Origin of the sequence: Paucilactobacillus nenjiangensis (assembly GCF_008632615.1) — a bacterium.
GTDB classification, from domain to species: Bacteria; Bacillota; Bacilli; order Lactobacillales; family Lactobacillaceae; genus Paucilactobacillus; species Paucilactobacillus nenjiangensis.
On the sequence record NZ_CP043939.1, the window covers coordinates 1,250,513 to 1,275,262 of the forward strand.

Annotated in this window: 24 protein-coding genes; 2 read left to right on the forward strand and 22 right to left on the reverse strand. The window is 36.7% G+C overall.

All coding sequences use genetic code 11. The features are described 5' to 3' along the window. Positions 1 to 45: 45 nt before the first annotated feature. The 3 genes from F0161_RS06345 to F0161_RS06355 form a co-directional block, all read right to left on the reverse strand. Positions 46 to 1,380: a 5-methylcytosine restriction system specificity protein McrC gene (locus F0161_RS06345; protein ID WP_150204060.1), complete on the reverse strand. Its 1,335-nt coding sequence runs from the start codon at positions 1,378 to 1,380 to the stop codon at positions 46 to 48. After that, positions 1,361 to 3,406, reverse strand: coding sequence for an McrB family protein (locus F0161_RS06350; protein WP_150204061.1), 2,046 nt, complete (start codon positions 3,404 to 3,406; stop codon positions 1,361 to 1,363). Before F0161_RS06350 ends, F0161_RS06345 begins: the two co-directional genes overlap by 20 nt. Before the next feature lie 155 nt (positions 3,407 to 3,561). After that, complete coding sequence (locus F0161_RS06355; protein WP_150204062.1) at positions 3,562 to 5,304, reverse strand: ABC transporter ATP-binding protein; 1,743 nt, start codon at positions 5,302 to 5,304, stop codon at positions 3,562 to 3,564. 391 nt (positions 5,305 to 5,695) lie between these two features. On the opposite strand from F0161_RS06355, the gene F0161_RS06360 reads away from it, so the two are divergent. Then, positions 5,696 to 6,529: a hypothetical protein gene (locus F0161_RS06360; protein ID WP_150204063.1), complete on the forward strand. Its 834-nt coding sequence runs from the start codon at positions 5,696 to 5,698 to the stop codon at positions 6,527 to 6,529. 187 nt (positions 6,530 to 6,716) lie between these two features. On the opposite strand, the gene F0161_RS06365 is transcribed toward F0161_RS06360, so the two are convergent. From F0161_RS06365 to F0161_RS11710, 8 genes are all read right to left on the reverse strand, one after another. After that, positions 6,717 to 7,421, reverse strand: a complete 705-nt coding sequence (locus F0161_RS06365; protein ID WP_150204064.1) for a DUF3883 domain-containing protein — start codon at positions 7,419 to 7,421, stop codon at positions 6,717 to 6,719. A 104-nt stretch (positions 7,422 to 7,525) separates the two neighbouring features. Next, positions 7,526 to 8,557 (reverse strand): IS30 family transposase, encoded by a 1,032-nt coding sequence (locus F0161_RS06370; RefSeq protein ID WP_190318930.1) that lies wholly within the window; start codon positions 8,555 to 8,557, stop codon positions 7,526 to 7,528. Between the two features lie 313 nt (positions 8,558 to 8,870). Beyond that, on the reverse strand, positions 8,871 to 9,122 hold the full coding sequence (locus tag F0161_RS06375; RefSeq protein WP_150204065.1) for a hypothetical protein: 252 nt from the start codon (positions 9,120 to 9,122) through the stop codon (positions 8,871 to 8,873). Between the two features lie 19 nt (positions 9,123 to 9,141). Further along, positions 9,142 to 9,786, reverse strand: a complete 645-nt coding sequence (locus F0161_RS06380; RefSeq protein WP_150204066.1) for a YoaK family protein — start codon at positions 9,784 to 9,786, stop codon at positions 9,142 to 9,144. 38 nt (positions 9,787 to 9,824) lie between these two features. Then, entirely contained in the window at positions 9,825 to 10,172 is a 348-nt protein-coding gene (locus F0161_RS06385; protein ID WP_150204067.1) for a substrate-binding domain-containing protein, read from the reverse strand. A 59-nt stretch (positions 10,173 to 10,231) separates the two neighbouring features. After that, entirely contained in the window at positions 10,232 to 10,477 is a 246-nt protein-coding gene (locus tag F0161_RS06390; protein WP_225423243.1) for an integrase core domain-containing protein, read from the reverse strand. A gap of 6 nt (positions 10,478 to 10,483) precedes the next feature. Then, on the reverse strand, positions 10,484 to 11,071 hold the full coding sequence (locus F0161_RS06395; protein WP_263862613.1) for an IS3 family transposase: 588 nt from the start codon (positions 11,069 to 11,071) through the stop codon (positions 10,484 to 10,486). A 55-nt stretch (positions 11,072 to 11,126) separates the two neighbouring features. Continuing rightward, positions 11,127 to 11,378 (reverse strand): IS3 family transposase, encoded by a 252-nt coding sequence (locus tag F0161_RS11710; protein ID WP_047675014.1) that lies wholly within the window; start codon positions 11,376 to 11,378, stop codon positions 11,127 to 11,129. 24 nt (positions 11,379 to 11,402) lie between these two features. Here F0161_RS11710 and F0161_RS06405 point away from each other — a divergent pair, with 24 nt between their 5' ends. After that, positions 11,403 to 11,765 (forward strand): lyase family protein, encoded by a 363-nt coding sequence (locus F0161_RS06405; RefSeq protein WP_150204068.1) that lies wholly within the window; start codon positions 11,403 to 11,405, stop codon positions 11,763 to 11,765. 111 nt (positions 11,766 to 11,876) lie between these two features. Here F0161_RS06405 and F0161_RS06410 read toward each other — a convergent pair whose 3' ends face one another. From F0161_RS06410 to F0161_RS06460, 11 genes are all read right to left on the reverse strand, one after another. Further along, positions 11,877 to 13,322: an NADPH-dependent oxidoreductase gene (locus tag F0161_RS06410; protein ID WP_150204069.1), complete on the reverse strand. Its 1,446-nt coding sequence runs from the start codon at positions 13,320 to 13,322 to the stop codon at positions 11,877 to 11,879. After that, complete coding sequence (locus F0161_RS06415) at positions 13,319 to 13,951, reverse strand: NADPH-dependent FMN reductase (RefSeq protein ID WP_150204070.1); 633 nt, start codon at positions 13,949 to 13,951, stop codon at positions 13,319 to 13,321. The genes F0161_RS06410 and F0161_RS06415 overlap by 4 nt, the downstream gene beginning before the upstream one ends. Before the next feature lie 83 nt (positions 13,952 to 14,034). Further along, positions 14,035 to 14,868, reverse strand: a complete 834-nt coding sequence (gene larE / locus F0161_RS06420; RefSeq protein ID WP_150204071.1) for an ATP-dependent sacrificial sulfur transferase LarE — start codon at positions 14,866 to 14,868, stop codon at positions 14,035 to 14,037. 12 nt (positions 14,869 to 14,880) lie between these two features. Beyond that, complete coding sequence (gene larC, locus F0161_RS06425) at positions 14,881 to 16,110, reverse strand: nickel pincer cofactor biosynthesis protein LarC (RefSeq protein WP_150204072.1); 1,230 nt, start codon at positions 16,108 to 16,110, stop codon at positions 14,881 to 14,883. A gap of 19 nt (positions 16,111 to 16,129) precedes the next feature. Further along, complete coding sequence (gene larB / locus F0161_RS06430; RefSeq protein ID WP_150204073.1) at positions 16,130 to 16,876, reverse strand: nickel pincer cofactor biosynthesis protein LarB; 747 nt, start codon at positions 16,874 to 16,876, stop codon at positions 16,130 to 16,132. 23 nt (positions 16,877 to 16,899) lie between these two features. Further along, entirely contained in the window at positions 16,900 to 18,153 is a 1,254-nt protein-coding gene (gene larA / locus F0161_RS06435) for a nickel-dependent lactate racemase (protein WP_150204074.1), read from the reverse strand. A 13-nt stretch (positions 18,154 to 18,166) separates the two neighbouring features. Continuing rightward, positions 18,167 to 19,204 carry a HoxN/HupN/NixA family nickel/cobalt transporter gene (locus tag F0161_RS06440; RefSeq protein WP_225423079.1) on the reverse strand — a complete coding sequence of 346 codons (1,038 nt, stop codon included), beginning with the start codon at positions 19,202 to 19,204 and terminating at the stop codon, positions 18,167 to 18,169. Positions 19,205 to 19,213: 9 nt separating this feature from the next. After that, positions 19,214 to 20,101, reverse strand: a complete 888-nt coding sequence (locus F0161_RS06445) for a LysR family transcriptional regulator (RefSeq protein WP_150204075.1) — start codon at positions 20,099 to 20,101, stop codon at positions 19,214 to 19,216. Between the two features lie 70 nt (positions 20,102 to 20,171). Further along, the gene (locus tag F0161_RS06450; protein ID WP_150204076.1) at positions 20,172 to 21,590 is read right to left on the reverse strand and encodes an anion permease; all 1,419 of its coding nucleotides are present in this window, start codon (positions 21,588 to 21,590) and stop codon (positions 20,172 to 20,174) included. Positions 21,591 to 21,632: 42 nt separating this feature from the next. Continuing rightward, positions 21,633 to 23,024: a flavocytochrome c gene (locus tag F0161_RS06455; protein WP_150204077.1), complete on the reverse strand. Its 1,392-nt coding sequence runs from the start codon at positions 23,022 to 23,024 to the stop codon at positions 21,633 to 21,635. A 156-nt stretch (positions 23,025 to 23,180) separates the two neighbouring features. Beyond that, entirely contained in the window at positions 23,181 to 24,563 is a 1,383-nt protein-coding gene (locus tag F0161_RS06460; RefSeq protein ID WP_150204078.1) for a class II fumarate hydratase, read from the reverse strand. Positions 24,564 to 24,750 lie beyond the last annotated feature (187 nt).

Genomic DNA, 24,750 nt, shown 5'->3' on the forward strand with positions numbered 1-24,750 from the left:
CAGTGTTCCCAGCTTGAAATATGTTGGGAGCACTGTATTTTTGTTTTACTTTATTCTTACTGAACAATATTCAATTAATTTTAATTCGCTTAACGCAACTGCCTCTTTAAATTCATCATAATTATTAAAATTTGTCGGAACTTGAAAACCAACTTTATTAACACTCACTTTATTACGGCCAATAACATTACTTTCATACGTTGAACCTTGGTTAACATTTAATGACTCAGGTAATACTACAGAAGTATCTGGATAAACAAACATACCTTGTTTTGAATCAAATCTAAACATATACGCCAACATTTGAAGATAGTCTTTATTTCCAATATTACCAACGGGTTTGTACTTTGTATCAACAATAATACGCTCATTGGCATTTCTACTAAGAAAGTCCGGATAAATTAAACCTTTTTTCCTATTATTTGACGTAAATAATTCTTGTGCACCCTTACCAGCTTTATTCTTTGGATGATAAAAACCATCTCCAATTAATGTATTAATATACTCTTCCCATAACCACGCACCATCAAATAAAATGCCATGAATTTGTTTTACTCCAGCACCAATTTGATGCTTATCATTTTGCAAAATCATTATACACAATCGTTGTAGTACCCGATAGTCCTTATAATACGCGTGTCTAATGGGTCGCTTTTTATTAAGCTGAATTACTTTTGTACGATATGCAACATCATATGCAAGCGTACAAGATATCACCATATCGACTTCAGTTTTCACTTTGCTTAAAATCTGAGTCCCAAAACTTTTTGATTTGATAAACTCAACGGTATGTCGAATCAACTCCATCAAATTATTATCTAAAGACAATTCTCGAGTATTATATGCAATTTTGCCAACAAATGGTGAATTATATTTAACATGACGGGCAACATCTATTGCTCCCCTCACATTACCATCATTATGCTGATATCTTACATACGTTTTAAATATTCCTTTTTGTAGTGCCCGTTTAAGATAATATGGAAAAACAAAAAAAAGCATATTAAATAATTGACTATCACGATTTGCATCAATACTTAAATCTAAAATATTGGGAAAGTCCATTACTTTTTCTAACATGTACTGGAGAAAGAAATCATCGCTGCCATTCGTAAATCTTGAACTAATAGTCAATCTTTCATTTTTATATCCAAGAAATCCCATTACGTTACTTGTGCTAATTTCATTGTTAATTGACTGCAAAACCATCTCGTCTTCAGAGATATCCTCTGCAGAAGACACAAATTCTGGAAACACAAAGATACCTTCATCTTCCAGCTGTTTTAAAGTTTTATTGTTGATTTGCTTGGTTAATAGTGGAATCGGTACAAATGTATCAGCATTTGTCCGTTGGTTGTCTTTAATCCTCAATTTGTTCATCAGTAACACCTTCGACATTGTGGTATGCATGGCTAAAACTATTAAGAATATCGTCCTCATTATACAAACCGCGTACGTAATCCTGTAGTAACGGTAATAAATAGTCATCCCATAACTGATCAAAGTTCAATTCTTTCAACTTTAAGAAGTACGATGCACCGATATTGTAATTATCACTTAACTCATCTACGGCAGAAATGGCCTGGTTCAGGGACTTCATTCGTAAAATGGCTTCATTCTTAATGGTACCATCAAGTTCATCCAACATTTGAATTCGATCACTAGCCGTTATATTAACAAATCTAAATCTTCTTCTCATCGCAAAATCAAAACTATCTACCGAACGGTCAATATCATTCATCGTACCAATAATGTACACATTTTGTGGAATATAGAATTTCTCTGTTTCATCTTCATGAAGATTTGCGTACTGAGTTAAAACCGCTCCTTCTTCTCCACGATATCCAGGATCTATCGAGAAAAATAGCTCACCAAAAATCTTAGAAATTTCACCACGGTTAATTTCATCGATAATAAAGATATAAGGTCTTTCTGTCTCGAACCCATCGGTAATAGTTGGTAGCTTATCTTTTAACTTAGTAATTTTTTTGAATAACGCTAATTCATACGAGTTATTCTGCGTAGTATAATCCTTACCCAAAAAATGTCCTAAATCCGTAACCTTATCAAATTTTTGATTTGAAATCAGCATCTGTTGAATAGTTGGTATGGTTAAATCAAGTACTTTTACAATCTCGTTATCAGGGATGTTAATGATGATTTTATTCTCATTAATATCTGCTATATTGAACTTCTTTCCACGAATTGTTTTAAACTCATTTTGATCTAAGTCCACTTCAGATAAAAACTTTTGCAGTGCTTGATTGGCCTTATTTTCATTTATCAACTCAGATTTATTTTTATGGGCGTTCTCATAATTTTTACGAGCTTTATTAATAAATTTTGTAAATACTCCTGGTTCCAATTGAAAACCCATAGTGCCATCAATATTTACTTTTGGTCTAAGGCCTTCAACAAAATCAGTGTAATCATAACTTGGGTGGAATTGGACAAACTCAATTTGTGATTTTTGTTCAGCATTTAGTTCTGAATATTTTTCTATTTCCCCATTACTCACAATATCAGCGGCTATTTGTTTTGCAAGATATGATTTCCCCGTCCCAGGTGCTCCGCGGAATATCACGTTCTTAGAATTTAATAACATTTGTGATTGTTCATTATTAAAACTCGGTAATCCTTCACTTTCAACATCATTTGATGAACCAATTTTGACTCCAGTCTCTTGAACATTATTCTCCTCACTGTCCATGATTCGATTGTGATAATCCCATAAAATTGCGCTTAGTAATCCACCATTTAATTCTGAATATTTTTCTGAAATTGTCTTTGTTATCTCGTAATTTTGTTTATACACCCACCCATGTTCTTCTAGTGGCAGCATTTTACCCCAAACTTGTTTTTGATCTTTTTTCATATTAATGCCTGTGAATACTTCTTTTTCGGAGTATGCACATAATAACTTCGTAATCATAGCTGGTTTTCTAAAAAATGTATTATCACTTAATTTTTCATCAAATATTTGATCATTAAATTCCAGTTGCTCACCTTTTTGTAATATTGAAACTAGTTCTTCTTTCAAAGCCGTGAACTTGTTGTTTAACTCCTTCGATGGAATTTCAATGTTATTGCCATCGCGATACACACTGTGTTCTTGGTTCCAGTAGATATTAAACTTTCCTGCAGAACCACCTTGCATTCCCAAATAAAGATGCTTGTATTTTCCAAATTCAAGTTGATAACAAAAAGACTGGCTACTTGGGCCTTTACCAGTAACATATTCATCTAGTGACAAATTAGATAACCTACTCATTGGGTATTCCAAAATAAATTCGCTTTTCACATTGTCATTAGTGTTCTTTCCAATAATTGCACCCTTAATCAATTGATCCTTATTTTTTTCATACCAATTTGAAAAATCATCAAAACTTGCTTGTATTAGTGCCATTTATTTCACCCCGTATTGTTCTTATCTATAATTATAATATTATCACTTTTCAGTCATAGTTGGGGTCAATCAAAACTTGAAAGTATCACTTATTAGACAAGAAAAAATCAATTGCAGTTTTCTCACAATTGATTTCAATTTAGATTAATATTTTATTATTCAAATTGTGCATTATACAACTGCGCATACGCACCTTTAGCATCTAACAAACTTTGATGTGTTCCTCTTTCAACAACCTTACCGTCTTGTAAAACCACAATTTGATCAGCATTTTGGACTGTTGATAGACGATGGGCAATCACTAATGAAGTTCGATTAGTTAACAGATTATCCAATGCATGTTGGATGGCTTTTTCAGATTCATTATCGAGACTGGCAGTGGCTTCATCTAAAATAATTAATGGTGCATCTTTTAATAAGGCTCGGGCAATCGCGACTCGTTGTTTTTGACCACCTGATAGGCGCATCCCCCGCTCCCCAACTTCAGTATCCAATCCATCTGGAATTGAGTGGACAAAGCTATCTAAATCAGCCAGTTTCAGCACTTCCCAAATATCATCATCACTAGCGTTCAAACGACCATAACGGACGTTATCACGGATGGTGCCATCAATCATATAAACTTCTTGTGAAACAATCGCAACGTTAGCCCGTAACGAATGCAAGGCAATATTACTAATTGAGATGCCATCATAGTCAATTTCACCAGAATCAATATCATACAAACGAGTTAGCATGCGGGTAATCGTGGTTTTCCCAGAACCTGAACGACCGACCAGAGCCGTTGTTTTACCCGCGGGAATATCAAAAGTAACACCATGTAAAATTTGAGAATCATGATAACTAAAAGTAACGTCTTGTAAATTAACTGTTTGATGAAGGCCTGGAAACTCAACCGCGTCTTTAGCGTCAATCACGACTGGTTCCGCCTTGGTAATTTGTTGAATTCGGCCAAATGAAACGTTAGCTTGCTGCACCTGATTCAACAAACGAGATAACGATTGAATTGGCGCTTGGACCATCGCGACATAACTAATGTAAGCAACTAGAGCTCCAACCGTTAAATCACCACGCATAATAAAGATGGCACCCATAAAGAGAATGATCGCAATTCCGACATAATTAATGGTGTCAATTGAAGGATTAAAAACTGCCTGGTTAAAACCAGCACTAATCATATTTTTACGGTTAGCATCCGCAACTTTACCGAAACGCGTTGATTCTTGATTTTCACTTGTATAACTTTTAATCAAGTCTATTTGCGTTAAGGTTTGTTGCATTTGGTTCGACATTAATCCTTGCGTGGTTCGAGCCCGCTGAAACGCGTCGCGAATCCGTGTTCTGAAAATTCGATAAACTAGGAACATCAAAGGAAAAGTGACACTGACTGCTAATGCCATTTGCCAATTAATATAGTAGATTAAACCTAACACTCCAACAAAGGTGAACATATTACCCACCACACTCAACATGTTAGCTGAGATTAGGCTTTGTAAGTTGTTAATATCACTAGTCAAACGCGTCATTAAATCACCGGTTTTACTCGACTCGAAGAAGGCCGTGTCTTGCCGGATAATTTGACCAAACAATTGATTACGTAATTCGGTAATCGAATTTTGACTCATCACGGTCATATAATAAGTCGACAAAAAATTAAAAATGGCTAACAACGCAGCGGTGACCAGCAAAATAATTATCGTCCACACTAACAGTGAAAAGTTCTTTTCTGGAATCACTTTATCAATAATGTACTTTTCAACTTGTGGCAAGACAAACTGCAGCATGGTAATAATCGTTAAAGCCAACACATTTAAGACTAATAACCAACGCCGTTTTAAAACTGTTCCAAAGACAAACTTAAACATCGCGCCAATCGATGGCGCATCCTCATTTTTCATATTTACATCTCCCCCGTTAATCACCTTGATTATACAAAACGGCTACCTTTGTCAGCAAGAAATACGACCGCAAGGCTGTCGGAGGAAATACCCGAAGGTGGAGATTGAATCTGCTGGTTGATCAAATTAGAATCACTCAATCCACATCAATTCACTACACAAATTAACGCTATCAATCACCAGCTTTCAGTCAAAAGTACACTCGTTTCTCATCAACACTATTAAGAATCCTTAACCTTCAGTAAGTATGATTGGTAAACGTGGTAAAATATGGATAACGTGTTCATGCTCTTAATTAAATCTTCACCAATATTTCGTGAGAGGTTCACACCTCCGCACCAACTATGATGCAGAATATGAGATGTAAAATGAATTCAATGGAGTTGTAAATATGGCAAACAATAATAGCGAACCAATGAGTCGCGAAGAGTTACGGAAGCAAAAACAAAATCAATTAAAAGATGAGCAAGAAGTTTCCAGCTACGACGAACCTAAAAAGAAAAAGAAACACAAGCGTCGCCGGCACCGTAAGTTCTGGCTCTCTCTAATTGGAATTATCGTGCTAGTCATCATCTTTTTCGTATGGATTGGTTCTCGTTCATCCCTATCTGGATCATGGGTCGAGATTGATAACGCCAGCGGCTCCACTTACTCAAGTGCGACCGATATCGACCAACTCAGCACGCTGACTATCAAGAGCGGTAAGTACACCTATACCCCGAACAATGATTCCAGCAGCGCCACCACTGGTACCTTTGATGATAAAGGTTCAGATGAACAAGCCACTTTTGATTCTGACACGACTAACTACACGCTCAGTGCCGACAACGACCAAGTGACGTTCACCGCTTCTAGTGGATCCATCAGCGGTCTCGGCAGAAGTTCGACGGTAACCTTTGTGCGAGTCAACTCATCCGAGTACAAGCAAATTAAATCTAAAATTGCTTCACAAAGCGAAAGTAGTTCTGCAAGCAGTTCAGATACCGATACCACGAGTGCATCTAGTTCCACTTCTGGTAAAATCAGCAACGCTATTAATGGTATCAAAGATACATTCACCAATAGTGATTCGTCTGACTCTAGCGATTCCAGCAGCGCTGACAGTTCCAGTGATGTTTCAAGTAACACGGATACAACTACGACAACAGATAGTAGTTCAACCACAGTAGATAACATTAAGAATCAAATCCAGGATTGGATTAATAAATTAGGATTATCGAGTTAATAAATTTATGGGATAGGAAAGGCCTCGCCGAGTGGCGGGGCCTTTTTGGTGTGTGGTGAATTGGGTTTGCATTTTTAAACATCAATCAATCAACGTCCATTTGTACTGAAAAATTAACTGGAGTTAAAGAAATTTTGTCCATTGAATCTTTACCAAATGGATTTTTAAGCTTGATTATCTTAGGGGTTCAAAATGGATATAAAACACGATATAACCAGTAATTGCTTTGATTTTGTGAAACAATCAATTCATTCAAGCTTACAAAGAAATTTAGCCGATTATTCTCGTTCTCTTTTGAAGTTTTAACTTCAATAAAACGAGGTGAACCGTCCAATTTGAAAGATTTAATGTCGAATCCCAAACTATCATCTTCTTTAGAGACTTGTTTAATTTTTCTCACCAAATCTGGATAATCTTTTGATCTTTTTCTTTCATAATCGATAACTAAACTTTCACCTTTATATCCAATTGTAGACAATTCGTGTTGGCGTTTATCAAAATCCATTTTTTTACTTTTTTTCTTATTCAAAGTAAGACTGTCAATAGTACTTTTAATCAGACTATCTTGTTTTATCTTTCTAGTTTTAACTATTTTCTTGTTCCATATTACCGCCGGCATTTGTACATTATTAAAATTTTCACCCTTTGTCCCAACTACTCTTTGTATATTGATTGTCTCGTCTTTTTGTAAGTTAACTGCCTCGGGAAAAATATGATACAAGTAACGCATAAATTCTATCCCATCCCATTTTTTTGCTACGGGATGTTCATTCTTTATTCTCATCAGCTCCATCTGTTTATCGTATATTTCTGAGTACTCTTTCCCTTTTTCTGGATCTTCATAAAATTGGGCAATAAAAAAATTAAGATATTTTTTTGAAAATATACTCAAGTATTGAGTTGGTAAATATACCCAAATTGCAAGAACAAATTAGCCACACGATAAATCCTATTAAATCAGTATTTTCATTAATATTCATATTTTATGGACTTAACTTAACCGGCGGAAGCAGCGGAGAAAAGCTCTTTGGGTGTTTGATAGCCAGTTTGCCGGCGCGGTAAATTGTTTAGCTTTGACTCAACTGCTTGGATATCATGAGGACCCAAAATATCCATGGATAGACCCTTGGGTACATCGCGGCGGATCATTCGATTATGCGCTTCGTTAGTCCCACGCTCAGAGGAACGATATGGATGGGCATAATAAAGGTCAGCGACACCGGTAAGTACAGCGCCAACTTCCGAGAACTCAGCGCCATTATCAGCAGTAACTGACTTCATGATTGATCCGTATTCTTGACAGATCTTGGCCAGCTCATAGTTGACTGAATCGGCATCACGACCATCGATCAAACGTAGAATTTGGCAGCGGGATTGACGCTCGATCAGCGTTAAGATCACACTCTCTTGACCGTTGCGCTTGCCCACCACGGTGTCCAATTCGAAATGGCCGAACTCTTGACGCTGGTCGATACTTTTAGGCCGTTCATCAATACTCCGTCCGGCCAGACGCTTGTGCTTGATCGAGTGATGATGTTTGGCACGGTGGCGCGTTTTTTCGAGTAGATCAAGATTGTGGACTTCAAGTAACTGGGCATCAATATAGTGGTATAGCGTCTTGGTCGAGACCATCTCCTCAGGTTGATATAAGCCTTCAAGTTTGGCCCGTCCTACTGCTGCATCAGGCGACCAACCATCTTGACGCAAATGAGTCGTAAAATAGTCGATAAAATCAGCGACACCGACGAGTTTCAAAGGTCGATGACAGTGGGCTCGATTAGCTTCGTACTTAGCTTGTGCTGTTTCTGGTGAGTATACAGCGTAATATTGGCGTTGACCATTCACTTTTTTTACTTGGTCGATCTCGCCGCGGCACAATTCATTATTGATTGTTTGATGACAAACATTAAGCGCTCTGGCAATTGCACGATTGGAATAGCCTTGGCTGTGCAGCGTAGCAATTCTTCCTCGTTCAAACGAAGTTAGGTGCTGACCTTTTTTTCTGACTGTGGTATTCTGTTCTTGCATCAAGACAATAACCTCTTTCATTGTTTGTGTAGGAACATCAATGATAACAGAGATTTGTCTTGGTGTTTTTTATTTTATCAATTAGCTAAAAGTATTTGGCTAACTTGATTATAAAACGCGCGGTTGGTAAATATATAGATAAAATCTTGTATTTCAACATTTCTGAAATATTATTATCGATGATTGCTTGCCTATCATTAACTTTGACATCAGATAGCAACTTCAATATGTTTGACCTTATTTTATCAAAAGACTTATTTTCGTCATTATCAATATTCCATTTTTTTGAAATTTTTATTTTTTGTTCTTTTAATTAATAATACATGCCAAATTTTGACGCTGTAGCTCCTTGAATGCTACCTAAAGGACGCAAACCTGTTTCAATCTGATAGCAAAAATTATCGCGATTATCTTGTCCTAAAATATAATTTTCAAAAGTCATTTTTTTAATGAAATCAAGCGAATATTCATTAACAAATTGTTTTCGCTGTATTTCATTTTCAACATTTATATATGTATCAACGGTCGTCAACATAAAATCAAAATCACTCAATTTTCTAACCATATTTTTCACCACCTCGAACTCAATTAATAAACGTAATTGTCATTACAATATTCACCACTGCCACCAGCAGCAATACATACTGCACTAACGGCTGCATCACTATCCCTCCAATTAAGATGCCAACAATAAACGCAAGTAAGCCAGTTGAATACCAAAAAGCTTTCTTACCAGCGTCTTTGTTTCCTTTGAATAAATAATTGGCTAGGTTATTACCAAGATTTTTAATATTCCCAGTCATGATACCATTATTAACTTGGTGCCCGCCCATTTCGCTAAACATCGTCAGTTCATAACTTGAAAACATCCCCAGCATGAATAGAAAGACCATGTATCCAAATGGATAACCAAAAAACGTCATGGTAACAAAGATTGCACTAATTAATAAATAGATTTGAAATTGACGCCTTTTGTCATAATTACTAAAATAATTCTTAACTAATTGTGCCACTGCCGCGCCAAATAAAAAGCCAATAAAGACTGGCACATGAATTAAGGCTTGTCCATATTGTCCTCTTGCTATATCAACGCCAAATGTAACAATGTTACCAGTTTGAGCCGTCGCAAATGATCCAGCAAAGTGAATAAAGGTAAATGCATCTAACATCCCCATCATTAATGTTTGAATTACTGCTACTGCACTAATTTTCTTCTCAAGTGTTGTCATCAATAAGTACTCCCATGCATAACATATTACTCAGATATCTAAAGCTGTTTAACCGATTCTCTGTCGTTAACTTCTACCCTCAGTTTAGATTGATTAACTACTTTATTTTTGATTGCGTCTAGCATCATTATTACGGCATCTGATCCTAATTTGTTTACGTCTTGCTTAACCGACGATACTTCAGGATTAAAAATTTCATTAAAGAACGTATCATCGTAACCAATGATGGAATAACGATCGAATAAATTTAGCTTAAGCTGATTCATTTTTTGCATTGCACCATATAACATCAAGTCGTTACAAAAGAAAATAGCGGTTGCTTCTGGATTGAAGTCAATATTTGAGACAGATTTTAAGAGACATTCAGAACCGCGTTTACCTTCCACAGCTCAAATAAATCATTAATCGCGATTAATAACTTATTTGAACCCTGGAAAGCATTAAATCAGGCGGCCATTTGGCTCGTAAGTGTTGCAATTTCAACTTGTAAGGGGGTCTGGTAGCCCAGTGAACTATGAATTCTCTTCCTATTGTAGAAAGCATGCACATATTCAAAAAGGACGGCAGCGGCAGTTTCATAATCTTCAAAGACCGACACTGGATAAACACATTCCTTTTTGAGGGAAGCGTGAAAGGATTCCATCGGCGCATTATCATACGGACAACCCTTACGGCTGTATGAGTGGCGGATATGTAGCTAAGTTAAACGTTGATTGTAATCATCGCTGGTATACTGTGATCCTAAATCCGTATGGATAATCAGGTCCCCAGTAATGGTTCGATTTTTAACCGCGCTTTCAAGGGTCTTTAAGACTAAATCAGTATCCATCTTTTTTGAGAACGAATAGCCGATAATCCGTCGTGAGTGCAGGTCCATGATGGTTGATAAGTAACACCAGCCATTACGCTTCGTTTGAATATAGGTCATATCAGCGGTCCATTTTTGATTTAAACCAGTGGTCGAGAAATCCTGCTTAAGCAAGTTGGGACGCTGTTCAACCTTGGTTTTGGAAGCCGAAGCCGCTTTCCACTTATTGACGGTAACGGAGTGGATATCCAGTTCCTTCATGAACCGGGAAATCCGTCGTGGACTGCACCGAAGCTGCAGTGGTTGAAGTTCCAGATTCAATTCATGGTGGATCTTCATAACACCGTATCGCTGCTTAAATTCCGCAAAGATCCGCAGAATCCGTTGTTTCAAGCCCGCATCTTCGGCCCGGCGTTTTGAAGGTTTGGGGATCGATAACGATAATACTGAGCTCTGGAAACACCGAGGATTCGGCACATCTTGGTTACCTGGTGGTGATGGCTTTCTTGGTGAATGTAATCAAAGATATTGGTTACTTCTGCGTAAGGAAGCCCAGGGCTTTTTTTAGGATTTCGTTCTCCTCAGACAGCGAAGCCAGTCGCTTTTCCATCGCTTTGATTTCGTCTGGCGATTTACCGGATTGAGTTTTGGCCTGGCCCTGGATCCACTTATGAACTGTTGAATAGCCAATGCCATATTCTCTGGCCAGTTGGGCAGCTGATTCGCCTTGCTTATATAGGTTGATAATGTTTTGTTTGAATTCTTTGTCGTAACGAGTTGGCATGTAAAAATTCCTTCCTTTTGAGAGATGATTTATTCATTATACCCTCTCTTAAAAGTTGTCTCAGGAATCAGCTTACATCCAATTGTCCATGAAGACAACATTGAACGCAACCTTTCAATTAAAAAAGGCATGATTGTTTCAGAACGTGTCATGTTGGAGCTTGGTCACTACATTGGCCGTCAAGTTGCTCATGAAGTAATTTACGAAAACTGTATGAAGGCGTTTGATGAAGACCGACCTTTACTAGATTGTTTGTTAGAAGATCAACGAGTGACTGTTGATGTAAGTGAAGCCAAATTACGCGAAATCTTGGATCCAGAGAAATATACTGGTTCTTCAGCCAAGCTGGTTGATTGCGTGCTAGACAAGTATAAAGATTTTCTATAATTATTTTTCATATTTAAAGGAGTCGCAGCAAAACTTGCGTTTTGTTTGCGGCTCCTCTTTTGCTACAAATTATCTTTGCCCAAATCGGTTTCATAAGGCAAATCACTACGTTTAACCTTCGGAAGCGCCACTCACGACATCGACTTCAGGCGTTGTGTTTGTTTCTTGCACTGGTGGAACTGGCTCATTAATTGTGGTCGATTTAACGCCAACGGGTTGCACGCCTTCAGTTGCCACGTTGTTACCGGAATTAAGTAATTCACCGATATCAATGCCATCTTCAGTTGCCACTGGAACTATTTCTGAACTATCAGTAACATCGACATGCTCAGAAGCTCCGGTCGACGAATCAGTTTGCGGTTCGACTGGTTGTGGAGTTGCAGGTTTTGCTGATGCCCCCGATGTAGCATCTAAGCCAAAAATTGGTGCTGCCTTGATTGCTTGTTCGTCTGTCACTAATTTTTGACCGGTAACTGACAAATAATATTTAATGATTGGCATGATATCCAATACCCATTCATTCACACCGCGATAGCGACCATTTTCGTCTTGCATCGACTTATAATAATGCATCACATGCTTATCGGTCCCATTGCCAGGAACTGGCATTCCAACTAAATCAGCACCATTGCGTAAGGCATGAATTACCTGTTTAACGTGCTTAACCGCACGACTTGGATGAACACTCGATAACGGATCCCCCGCTTGTCCTGGTTGACGTGGAGCCAACATCTTACTTGCAGGCGCATTGTGATTATAATAAATAAATTGATTATTATCATCGGCATACGTCAATTCCATTGGCATTGAATTCAAGAAATAATTCAATTGGTTAACCGTTAAAATTCCTCGGTCCAACTTGACATAAGTGCTGCCATCCACGGCGTGAACTTTTTCAGCGGCCTTTTCAACCCACTGATCATCATTCATATCAACGTCTTCAATGGTAGTGTTAACTGGATTTTTGGCTTCCAAGTCTTCATCTTCACTCGTCTTTGGATCAGGAGTGTCGAGTAAATCAATCACCTTTACGTAATGAAGAAACTTCTCAATAATCGAATCCAAGAATTTGACTGTGCCTGCATCCTTTAAATTACCTTGATCATCAAACGCTGTTTTGGCATTCGACAGCAAAAATTCATTACTAGGCATCACAAAGGCATTCACACCGGGTGATTCCAAAATTTGCTTCAAGTGTAATTGAGCTCGTGATGAACCCTGATTAAAATATGATGCCCCAACAATCCAAACTGGCTTTCCATCAAATGGATGCAATTTATATGATAGCCATTCAATCACATTCTTCATTGCTGCCGGGACAGTATGATTGTGTTCGGGTGTGGCCAAAATCACCCCATCGGCACTAAAGACTTTTTGATAAACATTTTGAATCGCAACTGAATCACTTAAATCGTCATCTTGTGTAAAGACTGGTACTTCACTAATATCAACCAGTTCAATTTCAACCAAATCTTGATATTTTCTTGCCATGAATTTTAATAACATTCGATTATATGATTCTTCGCCAATTGATCCAGCAATCGCTACTAATCTCATTTGCTTACCTCCTTGTCTGTCGTGCCTTCGTCCCAAGAAAAATCCGCCATTCTCGTGTCATCTTCCTGATGGGTATGATTAAGTTGCGCCGAAATATCAATAAATTCAGCAAAATCTTTGACCAATGAATCTAGCCATTTAGTTTGTTCAGCATCAATTAACAAACCATCGGTATTAAATGCCTGTAATGAATGTGATAACAAAAACTCGGAACTAGGCATTACACGTGCTTTGATTTCTGGTGAATCCAAAATCTGACGTAATTGTGCTTGAGCCCGTGAAGCTCCCAAGCTACCAAATGATGCGCCTGTGATTAACACTGGTTTATCTAGTAATGGGTGAATTCCATATGACAACCAGGCTAACGCACTCGATAAAATCGCTGGAATTGAGTGATCATACTCTGGGGTAGCAATAATCACCCCATCCGCTCCATCAATTTTAGTTGCCATCGCTTTAGACTGCTCTGGAATTGCCATATCGCGAGTTTTTTTAAAAATTGGTAAGCCCGCAACTTCGACGATTTCAATTTCAACGTCATTAACATATCGATGTTGCATATATTCTAAAAGTTGGCGATTGGTAGATTTTTTTGAATTAGAACCGACAATTGCAATATATTTTTTCATTTCATATTTCCTATCTTTTTTATAAATGTAGATCTGGTTTCCTCAACCAGATCTACATCAGATTATGCCTACACTTATCTAAATTAGGCCTTAAATTTATTTAATTGTTTTTCTGACAGTTCTTCATTCATATGGCCACTTACAAAGCCACCCAAATCGACCGTGACATATTTAAATCCGAATTGTTTTAATTTTTTATTTACATCTTTTGCATTACTAATTAATTCAGCCATTTGATCTGAATTGACTTCAATTCTCGCTATATCGCCATGTATTCTTACACGTACAGTTGCAAAACCCATATTTCTAAGTAATCGCTCAGAATTCATCACTTTTTCGATAGCATCTTGAGTTATCTCTGAATTATATGGAAAACGAGATGAAATGCTGCAAGATGGTACTTTATTCCAGTTTAGTAAATTATTCGATTTAGCATAATCACGAACATCATCTTTATACATTTCTGCTGCTTGCAGTGGGCTTAAACAGCCTTCTTCATTTTTTGCAACCATTCCTGGACGATAATCATCTAAGTCATCCATTATCATCCCGTCCAATACAACATTTAAATTTAGTTTTGCTTTAATACGGTTTGCTTCAATATAAAACATTTTTTTAGCATAATACCAGCTATCGCTTCTATTCATTCTTATGTGTTCGTTACTTAAATAATTGATATTTGTTGTCACAACATTTGCATGCATTGAATTTGCTAGATCTACCGCCTTGTCAAACTCTTCGTCAGTGAAAAGCTCTGAATTAACTATAACCGCTGTCACGTTTTCTTTACCAAGATTATTTATTGCTGCTTTTAGGACAACCGTACTGTCAATTCCACCAGAAAAAGCAACAAGAGCATTATCATATTCACTAAAAAAACTATTTAAAAGCTGCTCTTTATTCATCAATATATCCATAATAAACTCTCCTTACATATCTTTTATCTTTGTTTGCGCTTCGAGATAAATTTCTTCAAACGTCCTTCCAGTTTGCTTTGCAACTTTAAGACAATCATCAAATTCCACGGTTTTTTTTCGAATATCTTTGTATGTCAGTACTTTAACTCGAATGAAATTCCCTCTTACTTCGACTTTTTCAAATTCACGATTCATTTTCATTCTATTCAATGTTTGATAGCGTACACCAATTGTTGAACTGTTCTTAAAAATTAAATAAACAAATTTGTCAAAATCAGTTGGTTCTATTAAAACTGATAATTTAATTCCTGGCCGATTCTTCTTCATTTGTATGGAAGTAAAATAAACGTCAAGTGCACCAGCATCCATTAGTTCTGTCATTGTGTTACCAAGGATTTCACCAGTCGTATCATCTATATTTGCTTCGATTGATACTACCTCGTCTGCGCTACTAACTACCGTTTTGGAACTTAAAGAATTTGTTAACACATATACTCGTAATGCATTAAAACTACCTGTATCTCGTTTACCAAAACCATACCCAATTTTTTGAATATCGTAATTTTTATTGAAAGAATCAAATTCATTCACAAATTCTTTCACAATCCCTAACCCTGTTGGTGTTAATAGTTCTGTGTGAATGTCGTTTTGCTGTTCAATTGGAATGTTTTGATCAATTAACATTTGTGCTACAGCCGGAACTGGTACTGGCATTCGACCATGTGCAACATTAATAAATCCCTTACCATCACTAATTGGGGAACAGATTATTTTATCTACATCTAAAAGTTCAATAGCGATGCATGCTCCTACAATATCAACGATTGAATCTAACGCTCCAACTTCATGAAAGTGTACTTTATCTATTGGTACATTGTGAACTTTTGCCTCAGCTTTACCAATATCCATAAATATCGCTATTGCGTGATTTTTTATCGAATCGTTTAAATCACTATTTTGAATTAAATCTAAAATTTCATTTAAATGTCGTCCATGATGATGATTATGACGTTCTTCTATATATCCCTTATCTTTTTGTTCTCCATTGTCTAAAGTAACATCAAAATTTGTACCGTATATGTTGCATTTGCTAATCACTTCAGCACTTAAGGCAAATCCCTTCACTTTCAATTTAGATAATTCGTTTTTAAACGTTTCAAAATCAACGCCCAAGTCTAACAAGGCTCCAATAAACATGTCTCCACTAATTCCAGAAAAAGCGTCCAAATAAAGTGTTTTCATTTTTGTTACTCCTTCAAAATCAAAGATGGTTAATTACACTAGCACTGTATCCAGCTCCGAACCCATTGTCAATATTTACAACTGTAATGCCTTCTGAACAACTATTTAACATAGTAAGCAGTGCACTTAATCCATTAAAATTGCTTCCATAACCTATGCTTGTAGGAACAGCAATTACGGGTTTATTTACCAAACCACCAACAACACTTGTTAATGCTCCTTCCATGCCAGCAATAACAACTACTACTTTAGCTCCTTGGATTATATCTAATTTAGCAAATAATCGATGAATACCAGCAACACCAACATCATAAACTCGTTTCACATCATTACCAAATGTTTCTGCCGTAATTGCTGCCTCTTCTGCAACAGGAATATCTGAAGTTCCCGCGGTAACAATTGCAATATACGATTTAGTATCGATGGCCGGTTTGCTGCCAATAACAAGGCAATTAGCATTGTCATAAAACGTTGATTCTTGAAAAAATTCTTGAATGTAACCTGCTTTATCATGATCAATTCGTGTACAAAGTACTCTACTTTCCTTACTGAAAATACTTTGTGCAATTTTCAAAATTTGCTCTTTAGTTTTTCCAGAACAATATATCGTCTCTGGGTAACCAGTTCTACGAGTTCTATCAAGGTCAACATTTGCAAAACCCAAACTTGATGTCTCATGACCAGCTAATTTTCCGTTAGCATCATTAACACTAATTTCATGGTTCGCAACTGCTTCAAGAAGCTTATTCAGTTCATCGTTTGACATGTTTGCTCTCCTCTATTCACTGATTAGCTAACCTCAGGCACGGTCATAGATCCAGCAGGCAGAATGATAACTGAGGCATCGGTTCCTTTTTTATTAATTGCATCTTTTAATGCTATAGATAAATCATGATATGGTTTAAAATGAACATTTTCCATTTCTTCATCTGTCAATTCCGTAACCGCCCATGTAGATGCCCATGTTCCAATTTGCGCCATTTTAGCTGCTTTGTGATAACCTAATTTCCAACTATGGTGAATTTTATCTAAAACTGCTTCCGGCTCCTTTTCCGAGCTCAATAAATCGTAAAATGGTTGTGGGCCAATTCCAGTTCTACATGTTGCAACAAGAATTTCAATTCCTTTATCCGCTAACGCTAACTTTCCATTATCCAACGCTTTTTGTGATTGATATAAATCTACATCCATTGGATATGGAGCAACAGTAATAACAATATCTGCTTTTTTGGGAATTTGAACCGCAAACACTTCTTTTGCCTTGTCGATACCCGCATAAAAAGATTTTGAAAGATCACCAGTTGTCACAGCATAGATGTCGTGGTTGCTGTCAAGTACCATTTCTATTGCAAATACATTAATATTTTTCAATACCTGCATTGCATCCATCATATCTTCATGCACTGGATTGCCATCAAGTTTCATTGCCCTAGCAGAATCTTGCAGCGCCAAATAATGATTTTGAGAAATAGTATCGTATGATGCTACACCAGGTAAAAATGATTTTCTCCCCCCTGTGAAACCCGCAAAATAGTGTGGTTCAATTGAACTAATTGGTACTACCCTTTTTGCATCTGTTACAATTTTATTAATATACATTTCAGTTCCATTAGAAGACTTTCCTAAATATTCCATTTCATCATTTTTACTATCATGACTATGAATACGATTTTTAGATTTTAAATCTAAATAAATATCTTTACCAAAAATCATTTCATATTCATCTTCAGTAGGTTCTCGATGAACCCCAGTTGCAATAATAAATGTAATATTTTTATCTTTGATTCTGTCATAGATATGGCTCAAAACTTTCGCTGTAGGTGTAGGTCTTGTTCCATCATTAACAATAAAAACAATTTTTTCATCGGTATCTAAAAATTTATAAAATGATTCCGAATCAAAAGGTGTGTCCAATGCATTATCAATCGTTTTATCAACATCAATTTTTTTAACTTTATTCGGATTGAAAACCCCTAATAATTGATTATCTGGAACTTCAATATCAAATGAATCACTTTTCCCATAAGGCACTTTGACTTCCACAATTAACACCTTCCTATTTTAAATTAACGATTTCTTCTTTCTTGTCTAATCCAAAATAATACCAACCTGCGATAGCTAATATCCAAATTACAATAAAAACAGCAACAAGTGTAATCCCCAGATAGAAAAAGTTTAAATTCTCAATCCATATAAACCAATTATTGGTAGAATGAAAGATTAATTTAGTCGCAATCGACAGGTTAACAATCCCTGAAAAAATGGCAGCAAGTACTGATAATCCAGTCAAAATTAAATTATAATAAACTTTTCTAATGGGAGATGAAAATACCCATGAGTAAGCAGTACTCATAAAAATACCATCACTTGTATCCATTAAACACATGCCCGAAGTAAATAGTAATGGGAACGATAAAACTGCGTACCATGGCACTCCTTGACTTGTTGAAACTGCTGATGTTGCCAAAACAGATATCTGTGTCGCTGTATCCAATCCAAGACCAAAAACAAAACCAATTAAAACTACTTGCCAATTATGATTGATTAAATGTAACAATTTATCAAAACGTTTATAAACCCACGATTTATCAAATTGCACTTCTTTCAGATTTTTATTCACACTTTTAAAATTCCTCCAGATACCAATCAAAATGTGTAAGTTAATTAGTGCTAGCAAAATTAAAGTTAATCCAGCAAAACTGGAGCCGATTATACTACCAACATTTTCAAGAGAAGGCATAATTTCTTTGGACCATTCAACAAATAAAATAGTCAAGATTGACATCAGTATTACGACTAATGAATGACCAAATGAGAAACTAAATCCTATACCATGAGTATTCTGATTATCATTAACCATTTTTCTAGTAATATTATCAATCACTGTCACATGATCAATATCAAAGGCATGCTGTAGACCTAATGTAAATGACAAAAATGCCATTGTTAATAAAGATGGATATTTAGACATAAAAGCTAGTGTCAAAGCAATTCCACTAAAAAATAGTACAGAAACAAATCCATAATATTTGATTAAATCCGGGACTAAAGGATAATGGGCTCTTTGCAAAAAATCACCTACTTTTCCAATCAAATTACCTTGTTAATTTTTGACAATCATCTTTTTCACAACTTCTATAAATTCACGCTCTGACTCACTAACCTTATAACCACTTCTGATTGCTACCGAAACATTAAAACGGACAGGTACAGAATCAACAATTTTGATGCACTTAACTCCGTCATTTTCTTGAATTACATCCTTAACAATTAAACTAATTCCTAAATTCTCTTTTACCAAACTTTTAGCCCACGAAATATCTGAAGTACTGTAAACAATTTCAGGGCTTATATCTGCATATTCACAATATGTCTTAAAAGCCATTGGATGAACGTACCTACCGGTTAAACTGATAAATTTTTCAGATCCTAATTCCTTGAAACTAATTTTGTCTTTTTGTGCTAAATGATGTTTAGGACTCGCAATAATTGTAAAAGGTCGGCTTCCTAAATTAACGGCTCTAATTTCATTAAAGTGAATTGGTCGAACAGACCCTAAAAGGGCGATATCAATATCACCCTTTTTTAAGTCTCTCAATAATTCATCAGAACCAGATTCCAAAATATTAGTTTTTTGCAATAATCCAGAGCTCAATAATTCACCGGCCACCTGTGGAAAATACAAAGTACCAATAATTGGTGGCAAACCAAATCTAATAATCTCAGTTTTCGTACTTTCAATTTCTTTATGGGCTAATTGTATTGAGTGTTCAATTTGCGCAAAATTTTTATCTAATAATAATCCAGCTCGTGTAATAACCGTTTTTTGATGCGTTCTATCTTGTTGAACAAGTTGCACATCAAATTCTTTTTCTAATCGTTTTATAGCCTGTGTGACAGATGGCTGAGAGATACCAAATTTTTCGGATACACGAGTATAATTTTGATATCTAACCAGTGCTCTAAAATATTTGATATCTTTTGTATTCATTCTGTTCACCAGTCCTCTAATTTTTTTGTTAGATTTATTTTATCACGGACTTAGGACCGAAAAGTGATTATTACCACATTCCTATAACTTTCATCCACAATGAACCAGCACCTATCCAAACAACTAAGTAAACAATACCCATGATTGCATTCATGCTCCACCATCTGTTTTGCGTTATATAACCTGCCCCATACAAAATGGGAGCAGGACCATTGGCGTAGTGTGTGGTTGATCCAAACAGGTTTCCAAAGAAACCTAACATCAGTGCAGCTAGCATTGCAGGTACACCTGCTGAGATTGCAACAGCCAATAATGCTCCATACATTGCGCTGACATGAGCTGTAGCACTCGCAAACAAATAATGACTATAGAAATACGCGGCTATAATAACAATCAAAGCGATAACCCAATTCAAGCCACTCATTGCCCCAGCAATAGTTTTACTTAACCATGGAATAAAGCCAAGTGTATTCAACTGAGTTGCCATCATGACAAGTACTGAAAACCAAGTCAATGTATTCCATGCACCTGTTTCATGAGTTACATCTTTCCACGAAAGTACCCCAAATAGAAGTAATAATGACAACGCAATGAAAGCTGTTACTGTAGCGTCGATTCCTAAAAAGCTACCTAATACCCAAAGAAGTAATGCAATTATGAAAACCCCAACCATATATTTCTCAGGTTTGCTCATTGGTCCCATGTCTTTCAATTGATCTTCTGACCATTGTCTTGCGTTTGGAGTCTCTTTAATCTCAGGTGGATATATTTTATAAATAATGAATGGAACCAATATAAGTGAAATTAGTCCGGGTACCAAGGCAGCCATAAACCATCCCATCCATGTGATATTTACCCCCATCGGTTTGGCCAATGATTGGGCAAGTGGATTCCCAGCCATAGCTGTTAAGAACATTGCGGAAGTAATAATATCTCCTTGAAATTCAGCATATAGTAAGAAAGAACCAATTTTTCGTTGTGTTCCATCTTTTGGTGAAGATCCAAATGACTCTGCTAGGGAATTAATAATTGGATACATAATTCCACCAGCACGAGCGGTGTTACTTGGGGTAGCTGGTGCAAGAACTAAATCAACACCAATTAATGAATAGGCAAGCCCCAAGGTTTTTTTACCAAACATTTTAACAAATTGAAACGCAATTCTTCTTCCAAGTCCCGTTTTAATAAAACCACGCGATATGAAAAATGCCATAACAATTAGCCAAATACTACCATTTCCAAAGCCAGTAATTGCTGTATCAATAGGAACTACACCAGTTAATACAGTGAGGGTAAAGCCAATTATAGCAACCCCACCAATGGGTAACGGTTGTGTAATACATCCGACAATAGTCGCTACAAAAATAGCGAACATGTGCCAAGCCGCCATTGAGACACTTGCAGGTTTAATAGGAGAAGCAAGCCAAATAATAATACCAACAAGCAATGGGGCTATGAATTTTTTATAATTAATCTTCTCTAAGCTCATATCCGTACCTCTTTCAAATAATCTCCGAATTCCCAACATAAATTAATGCAAATAGTTATATACCTGTTGCCCAGACTGCCGACCAAAAATGATGGTTTCAGCAATTGAATTACCACCAATACGATTATTCCCGTGAAGTCCTCCGACAATTTCACCACATGCATATAGTCCATCAATAACTGACTTATCATCTTTTAATACTTCTGTATCAGTATTAATATCAACACCGCCCATTGTATAATGTACCGCCGGAGCAATATGAATAATGTTGAACGGACCGGAATCAATCGAACGATCCATACCTGTCGTACGTCCAAGTGCTTCATCATTATGATTGGCCACTGCTTTGTTCCAAGTTGAAACTGTTTGCAGCAATGTATCTGAATCCAACCCAGTATCTTTTGCCACTGCCTCCAAGGTATCTCCTGTTGTGACAAGTCCGACTGAATCGTAAAATTCAACGGCCTTCACTCGATCCCGGATTGCTTTACCAAAGACTAGATATGCGCCACCTTCATTTAATTCATCGATGGCATTTGAAACTGTTTTACGAGTATCCAATTCGTTAACAAACCGCTGTCCTGCTTTATTAACCAAGATTGCGCCTTCACCACGAACTGCCTCACCAATTAAATAAGCGTGCGGTGTATCTTGTTGTACAGTTGGATGTACCTGTACTTGATCCATGTCAACGACATTGCCCCCTAAATGTTCAGCTAATTCAATTCCATCCCCTGTTGCCCCAGGTTGATTAGTTGTTTTATAACCTTTTAGATCAGGACGATATTTTGCTAACATTTGTTGATTGGCACCAAAGCCACCGGTTGCTAAAATAATTGCCTTAGCGGTAATCGTTTTCGGATTACCATCAGCCGTCACTTTGAGGCCAGAAATTTTGCCTTCTGAATCTTGTAAAAGTTCATTGACCTTAACTCCAGCAAACAAAGGAATTTCCAATGATTTGACCTGCTTTAACAATTCAGTCACCAAGAATGCTCCAATTGGTGCCATGGATGCTGGACGATGGGTCCGCATTTTGCTCATTCCACCTGTGATTGTAATATCGTCAAGATGAATCCCATGATCTGCCAACCAATCAATTGATAAAGCCGCATGGTCAGTAAAATAACGAAGAAGTTCAGTATTATTCTGTTTGCCACCTCCAACATACGTTTCATTGTAAAAATCACCAAATGAATCAACGACGTGATGTTTCAATTGAACTAATGTTTCCGCAGCATTCATTCCGGAAGAAGCTCGGGTTGAGTTTCCACCTAATTTATCCATTTTTTCTAAAATAATGGGATTCAACCCCAACTCTTTTGCTTGAATTGCACTAGTCAATCCAGCCGCTCCAGAACCAATTACAACTAAATCATAATTGTCCTGCAGTTCACTCACATCATTTGGCGCGAATTTAAACTTTTCTGCCATTACATAAGTCCTCACTTTTCTTGATTAAGGCTGCAGTTTTTCGTAGTCATTAATCTAATTTCTGATATAAACATAAAAATAATCCAGATATTAAACCGCTTAAACATAGGCTTAAGAATATTAGTATCTCCATAGTTTTTACCTCATATTGTTTAATTACTTGTCATAGTTAGTCATGTTGATTGGAACGACCCATTCATCAAATTGTTCTGATGTCACTTGACCAGACTTCAATGCAGCTTCTTTCAAAGTTGTCCCATCTTTCAAAGCTAATTGAGCAATTTCAGCACTTTCGTGATAGCCGATGTGTGGCGATAATGCAGTGACTGTCATAAGTGAGTTATTAACTAATTCATTCATCCGTTCAGCGTTCACAGTTAATCCAGCAATCATTTTATCTGCAAAACCAACTTCAGTCCCTGCAAGTAATTCTGCTGATTCAAGGAAAGCACTAATCAAGACAGGTTTGTACACGTTCATTTCAAAATTACCTTGGCTTGAAGCGATATCAACAACAACATCATTTCCCATGACACGAGTAGCCGCCATCGTAATTGCTTCAGCTTGAGTTGGATTGACTTTACCAGGCATAATTGATGATCCTGGTTCATTAGCTGGTAAATTAAGTTCGCCATATCCAGCACGTGGGCCACTTCCTAAGAACCGAACATCATTAGCAATCTTCATTAAATCACTAGCCAACGTCTTCATTGCACCGTGAACCACATTTAAGCCTGAATGGTGTGAAAGTCCATAAAACTTGTTTGAGTCAGAAGTGAACTTAATTCCATAAATTGCACTCATCTTTTCAGCAATAATTTCTGAAAAATGTGGTGCCGCGTTCAATCCCGTACCAACTGCCGTACCACCCATTGCCAATTCATATAACGTTGGTGAAAGTTGCTTTAGGTAGTCCAAATCATGTTCAAGTGCACTTTTCCATCCACTAACTTCTTGTCCGAATGTCAATGGCACAGCATCTTGTAAATGAGTCCGGCCAATTTTAACAACATTCCAGTATTTCTTTTCTTTTTTGTCTAATTCTTCTATTAAATGTTCAGTTGCATCTTCTAATTCTTTAATCGCTACAGCAGCCGTAATATTCATAGCCGTTGGGAAAATGTCATTTGAACTTTGACCGTGATTAACATCATCATTTGGTAGGATTTCAATATTTGGATTAATTTTAGCTGCCATATGAGCCACAACTTCATTAGTGTTCATATTTGTTTGTGTCCCAGAACCTGTTTGATAAATTACCAAAGGAAAGTCCTTACGCAAATCTTCATCGGATAAAGCCAACAATTTATCAATTGACTCAATGATTAAGTCTGCCTTTTCGGCTGACATTGCTTCTTCAGCTTTATTAGCTTGAGCGGCCGCTTTTTTAATTTGTAATAATGCTTTAATCATTTCAAGGGGAATCTTGGCACCGGTTGAGAAGTTATTGCGACTTCGTTCTGTTTGCGCACCCCATAATGCATCGGCTGGAATTTGAACTGGTCCTAATGTGTCTTCTTCTGTGCGATATTCTGTCATAATTGTTTCCTCCTATAAAGTTAAATTAACAACAAAGTACTTCAAAAACTTTTTTACAACTTAATGATACAATTCACAATCAATTATAGTCAAAGGTTAAAGAGCCTATAAACTTTGCTTATATCTATTATATAAGCAATGTAATCGATACCGGTTTAGCAACGTTTGTATAAGTTTTAGATTTGTC

Excerpts from the sequence above, each read along its gene's own strand:
- F0161_RS06375 (WP_150204065.1), bottom strand. The coding sequence starts at position 9,122 with ATGGTTAGAAAATTGAGTGATTTTGATTTTATGTTGACGACCGTTGAT.
- F0161_RS06370 (WP_190318930.1), bottom strand. The coding sequence starts at position 8,557 with ATGCAAGAACAGAATACCACAGTCAGAAAAAAAGGTCAGCACCTAACT.
- F0161_RS06380 (WP_150204066.1), bottom strand. The coding sequence starts at position 9,786 with ATGACAACACTTGAGAAGAAAATTAGTGCAGTAGCAGTAATTCAAACA.
- F0161_RS06445 (WP_150204075.1), bottom strand. The coding sequence starts at position 20,101 with ATGAATACAAAAGATATCAAATATTTTAGAGCACTGGTTAGATATCAA.
- larE (WP_150204071.1), bottom strand. The coding sequence starts at position 14,868 with ATGGATATATTGATGAATAAAGAGCAGCTTTTAAATAGTTTTTTTAGT.
- F0161_RS06405 (WP_150204068.1), top strand. The coding sequence starts at position 11,403 with ATGATTTATTCATTATACCCTCTCTTAAAAGTTGTCTCAGGAATCAGC.
- F0161_RS06345 (WP_150204060.1), bottom strand. The coding sequence starts at position 1,380 with ATGAACAAATTGAGGATTAAAGACAACCAACGGACAAATGCTGATACA.
- F0161_RS06455 (WP_150204077.1), bottom strand. The coding sequence starts at position 23,024 with ATGGCAGAAAAGTTTAAATTCGCGCCAAATGATGTGAGTGAACTGCAG.
- F0161_RS11710 (WP_047675014.1), bottom strand. The coding sequence starts at position 11,378 with ATGCCAACTCGTTACGACAAAGAATTCAAACAAAACATTATCAACCTA.
- F0161_RS06415 (WP_150204070.1), bottom strand. The coding sequence starts at position 13,951 with ATGAAAAAATATATTGCAATTGTCGGTTCTAATTCAAAAAAATCTACC.
- F0161_RS06450 (WP_150204076.1), bottom strand. The coding sequence starts at position 21,590 with ATGAGCTTAGAGAAGATTAATTATAAAAAATTCATAGCCCCATTGCTT.
- larC (WP_150204072.1), bottom strand. The coding sequence starts at position 16,110 with ATGAAAACACTTTATTTGGACGCTTTTTCTGGAATTAGTGGAGACATG.
- larB (WP_150204073.1), bottom strand. The coding sequence starts at position 16,876 with ATGTCAAACGATGAACTGAATAAGCTTCTTGAAGCAGTTGCGAACCAT.
- F0161_RS06410 (WP_150204069.1), bottom strand. The coding sequence starts at position 13,322 with ATGAGATTAGTAGCGATTGCTGGATCAATTGGCGAAGAATCATATAAT.
- F0161_RS06460 (WP_150204078.1), bottom strand. The coding sequence starts at position 24,563 with ATGACAGAATATCGCACAGAAGAAGACACATTAGGACCAGTTCAAATT.
- F0161_RS06350 (WP_150204061.1), bottom strand. The coding sequence starts at position 3,406 with ATGGCACTAATACAAGCAAGTTTTGATGATTTTTCAAATTGGTATGAA.
- F0161_RS06355 (WP_150204062.1), bottom strand. The coding sequence starts at position 5,304 with ATGAAAAATGAGGATGCGCCATCGATTGGCGCGATGTTTAAGTTTGTC.
- F0161_RS06360 (WP_150204063.1), top strand. The coding sequence starts at position 5,696 with ATGGCAAACAATAATAGCGAACCAATGAGTCGCGAAGAGTTACGGAAG.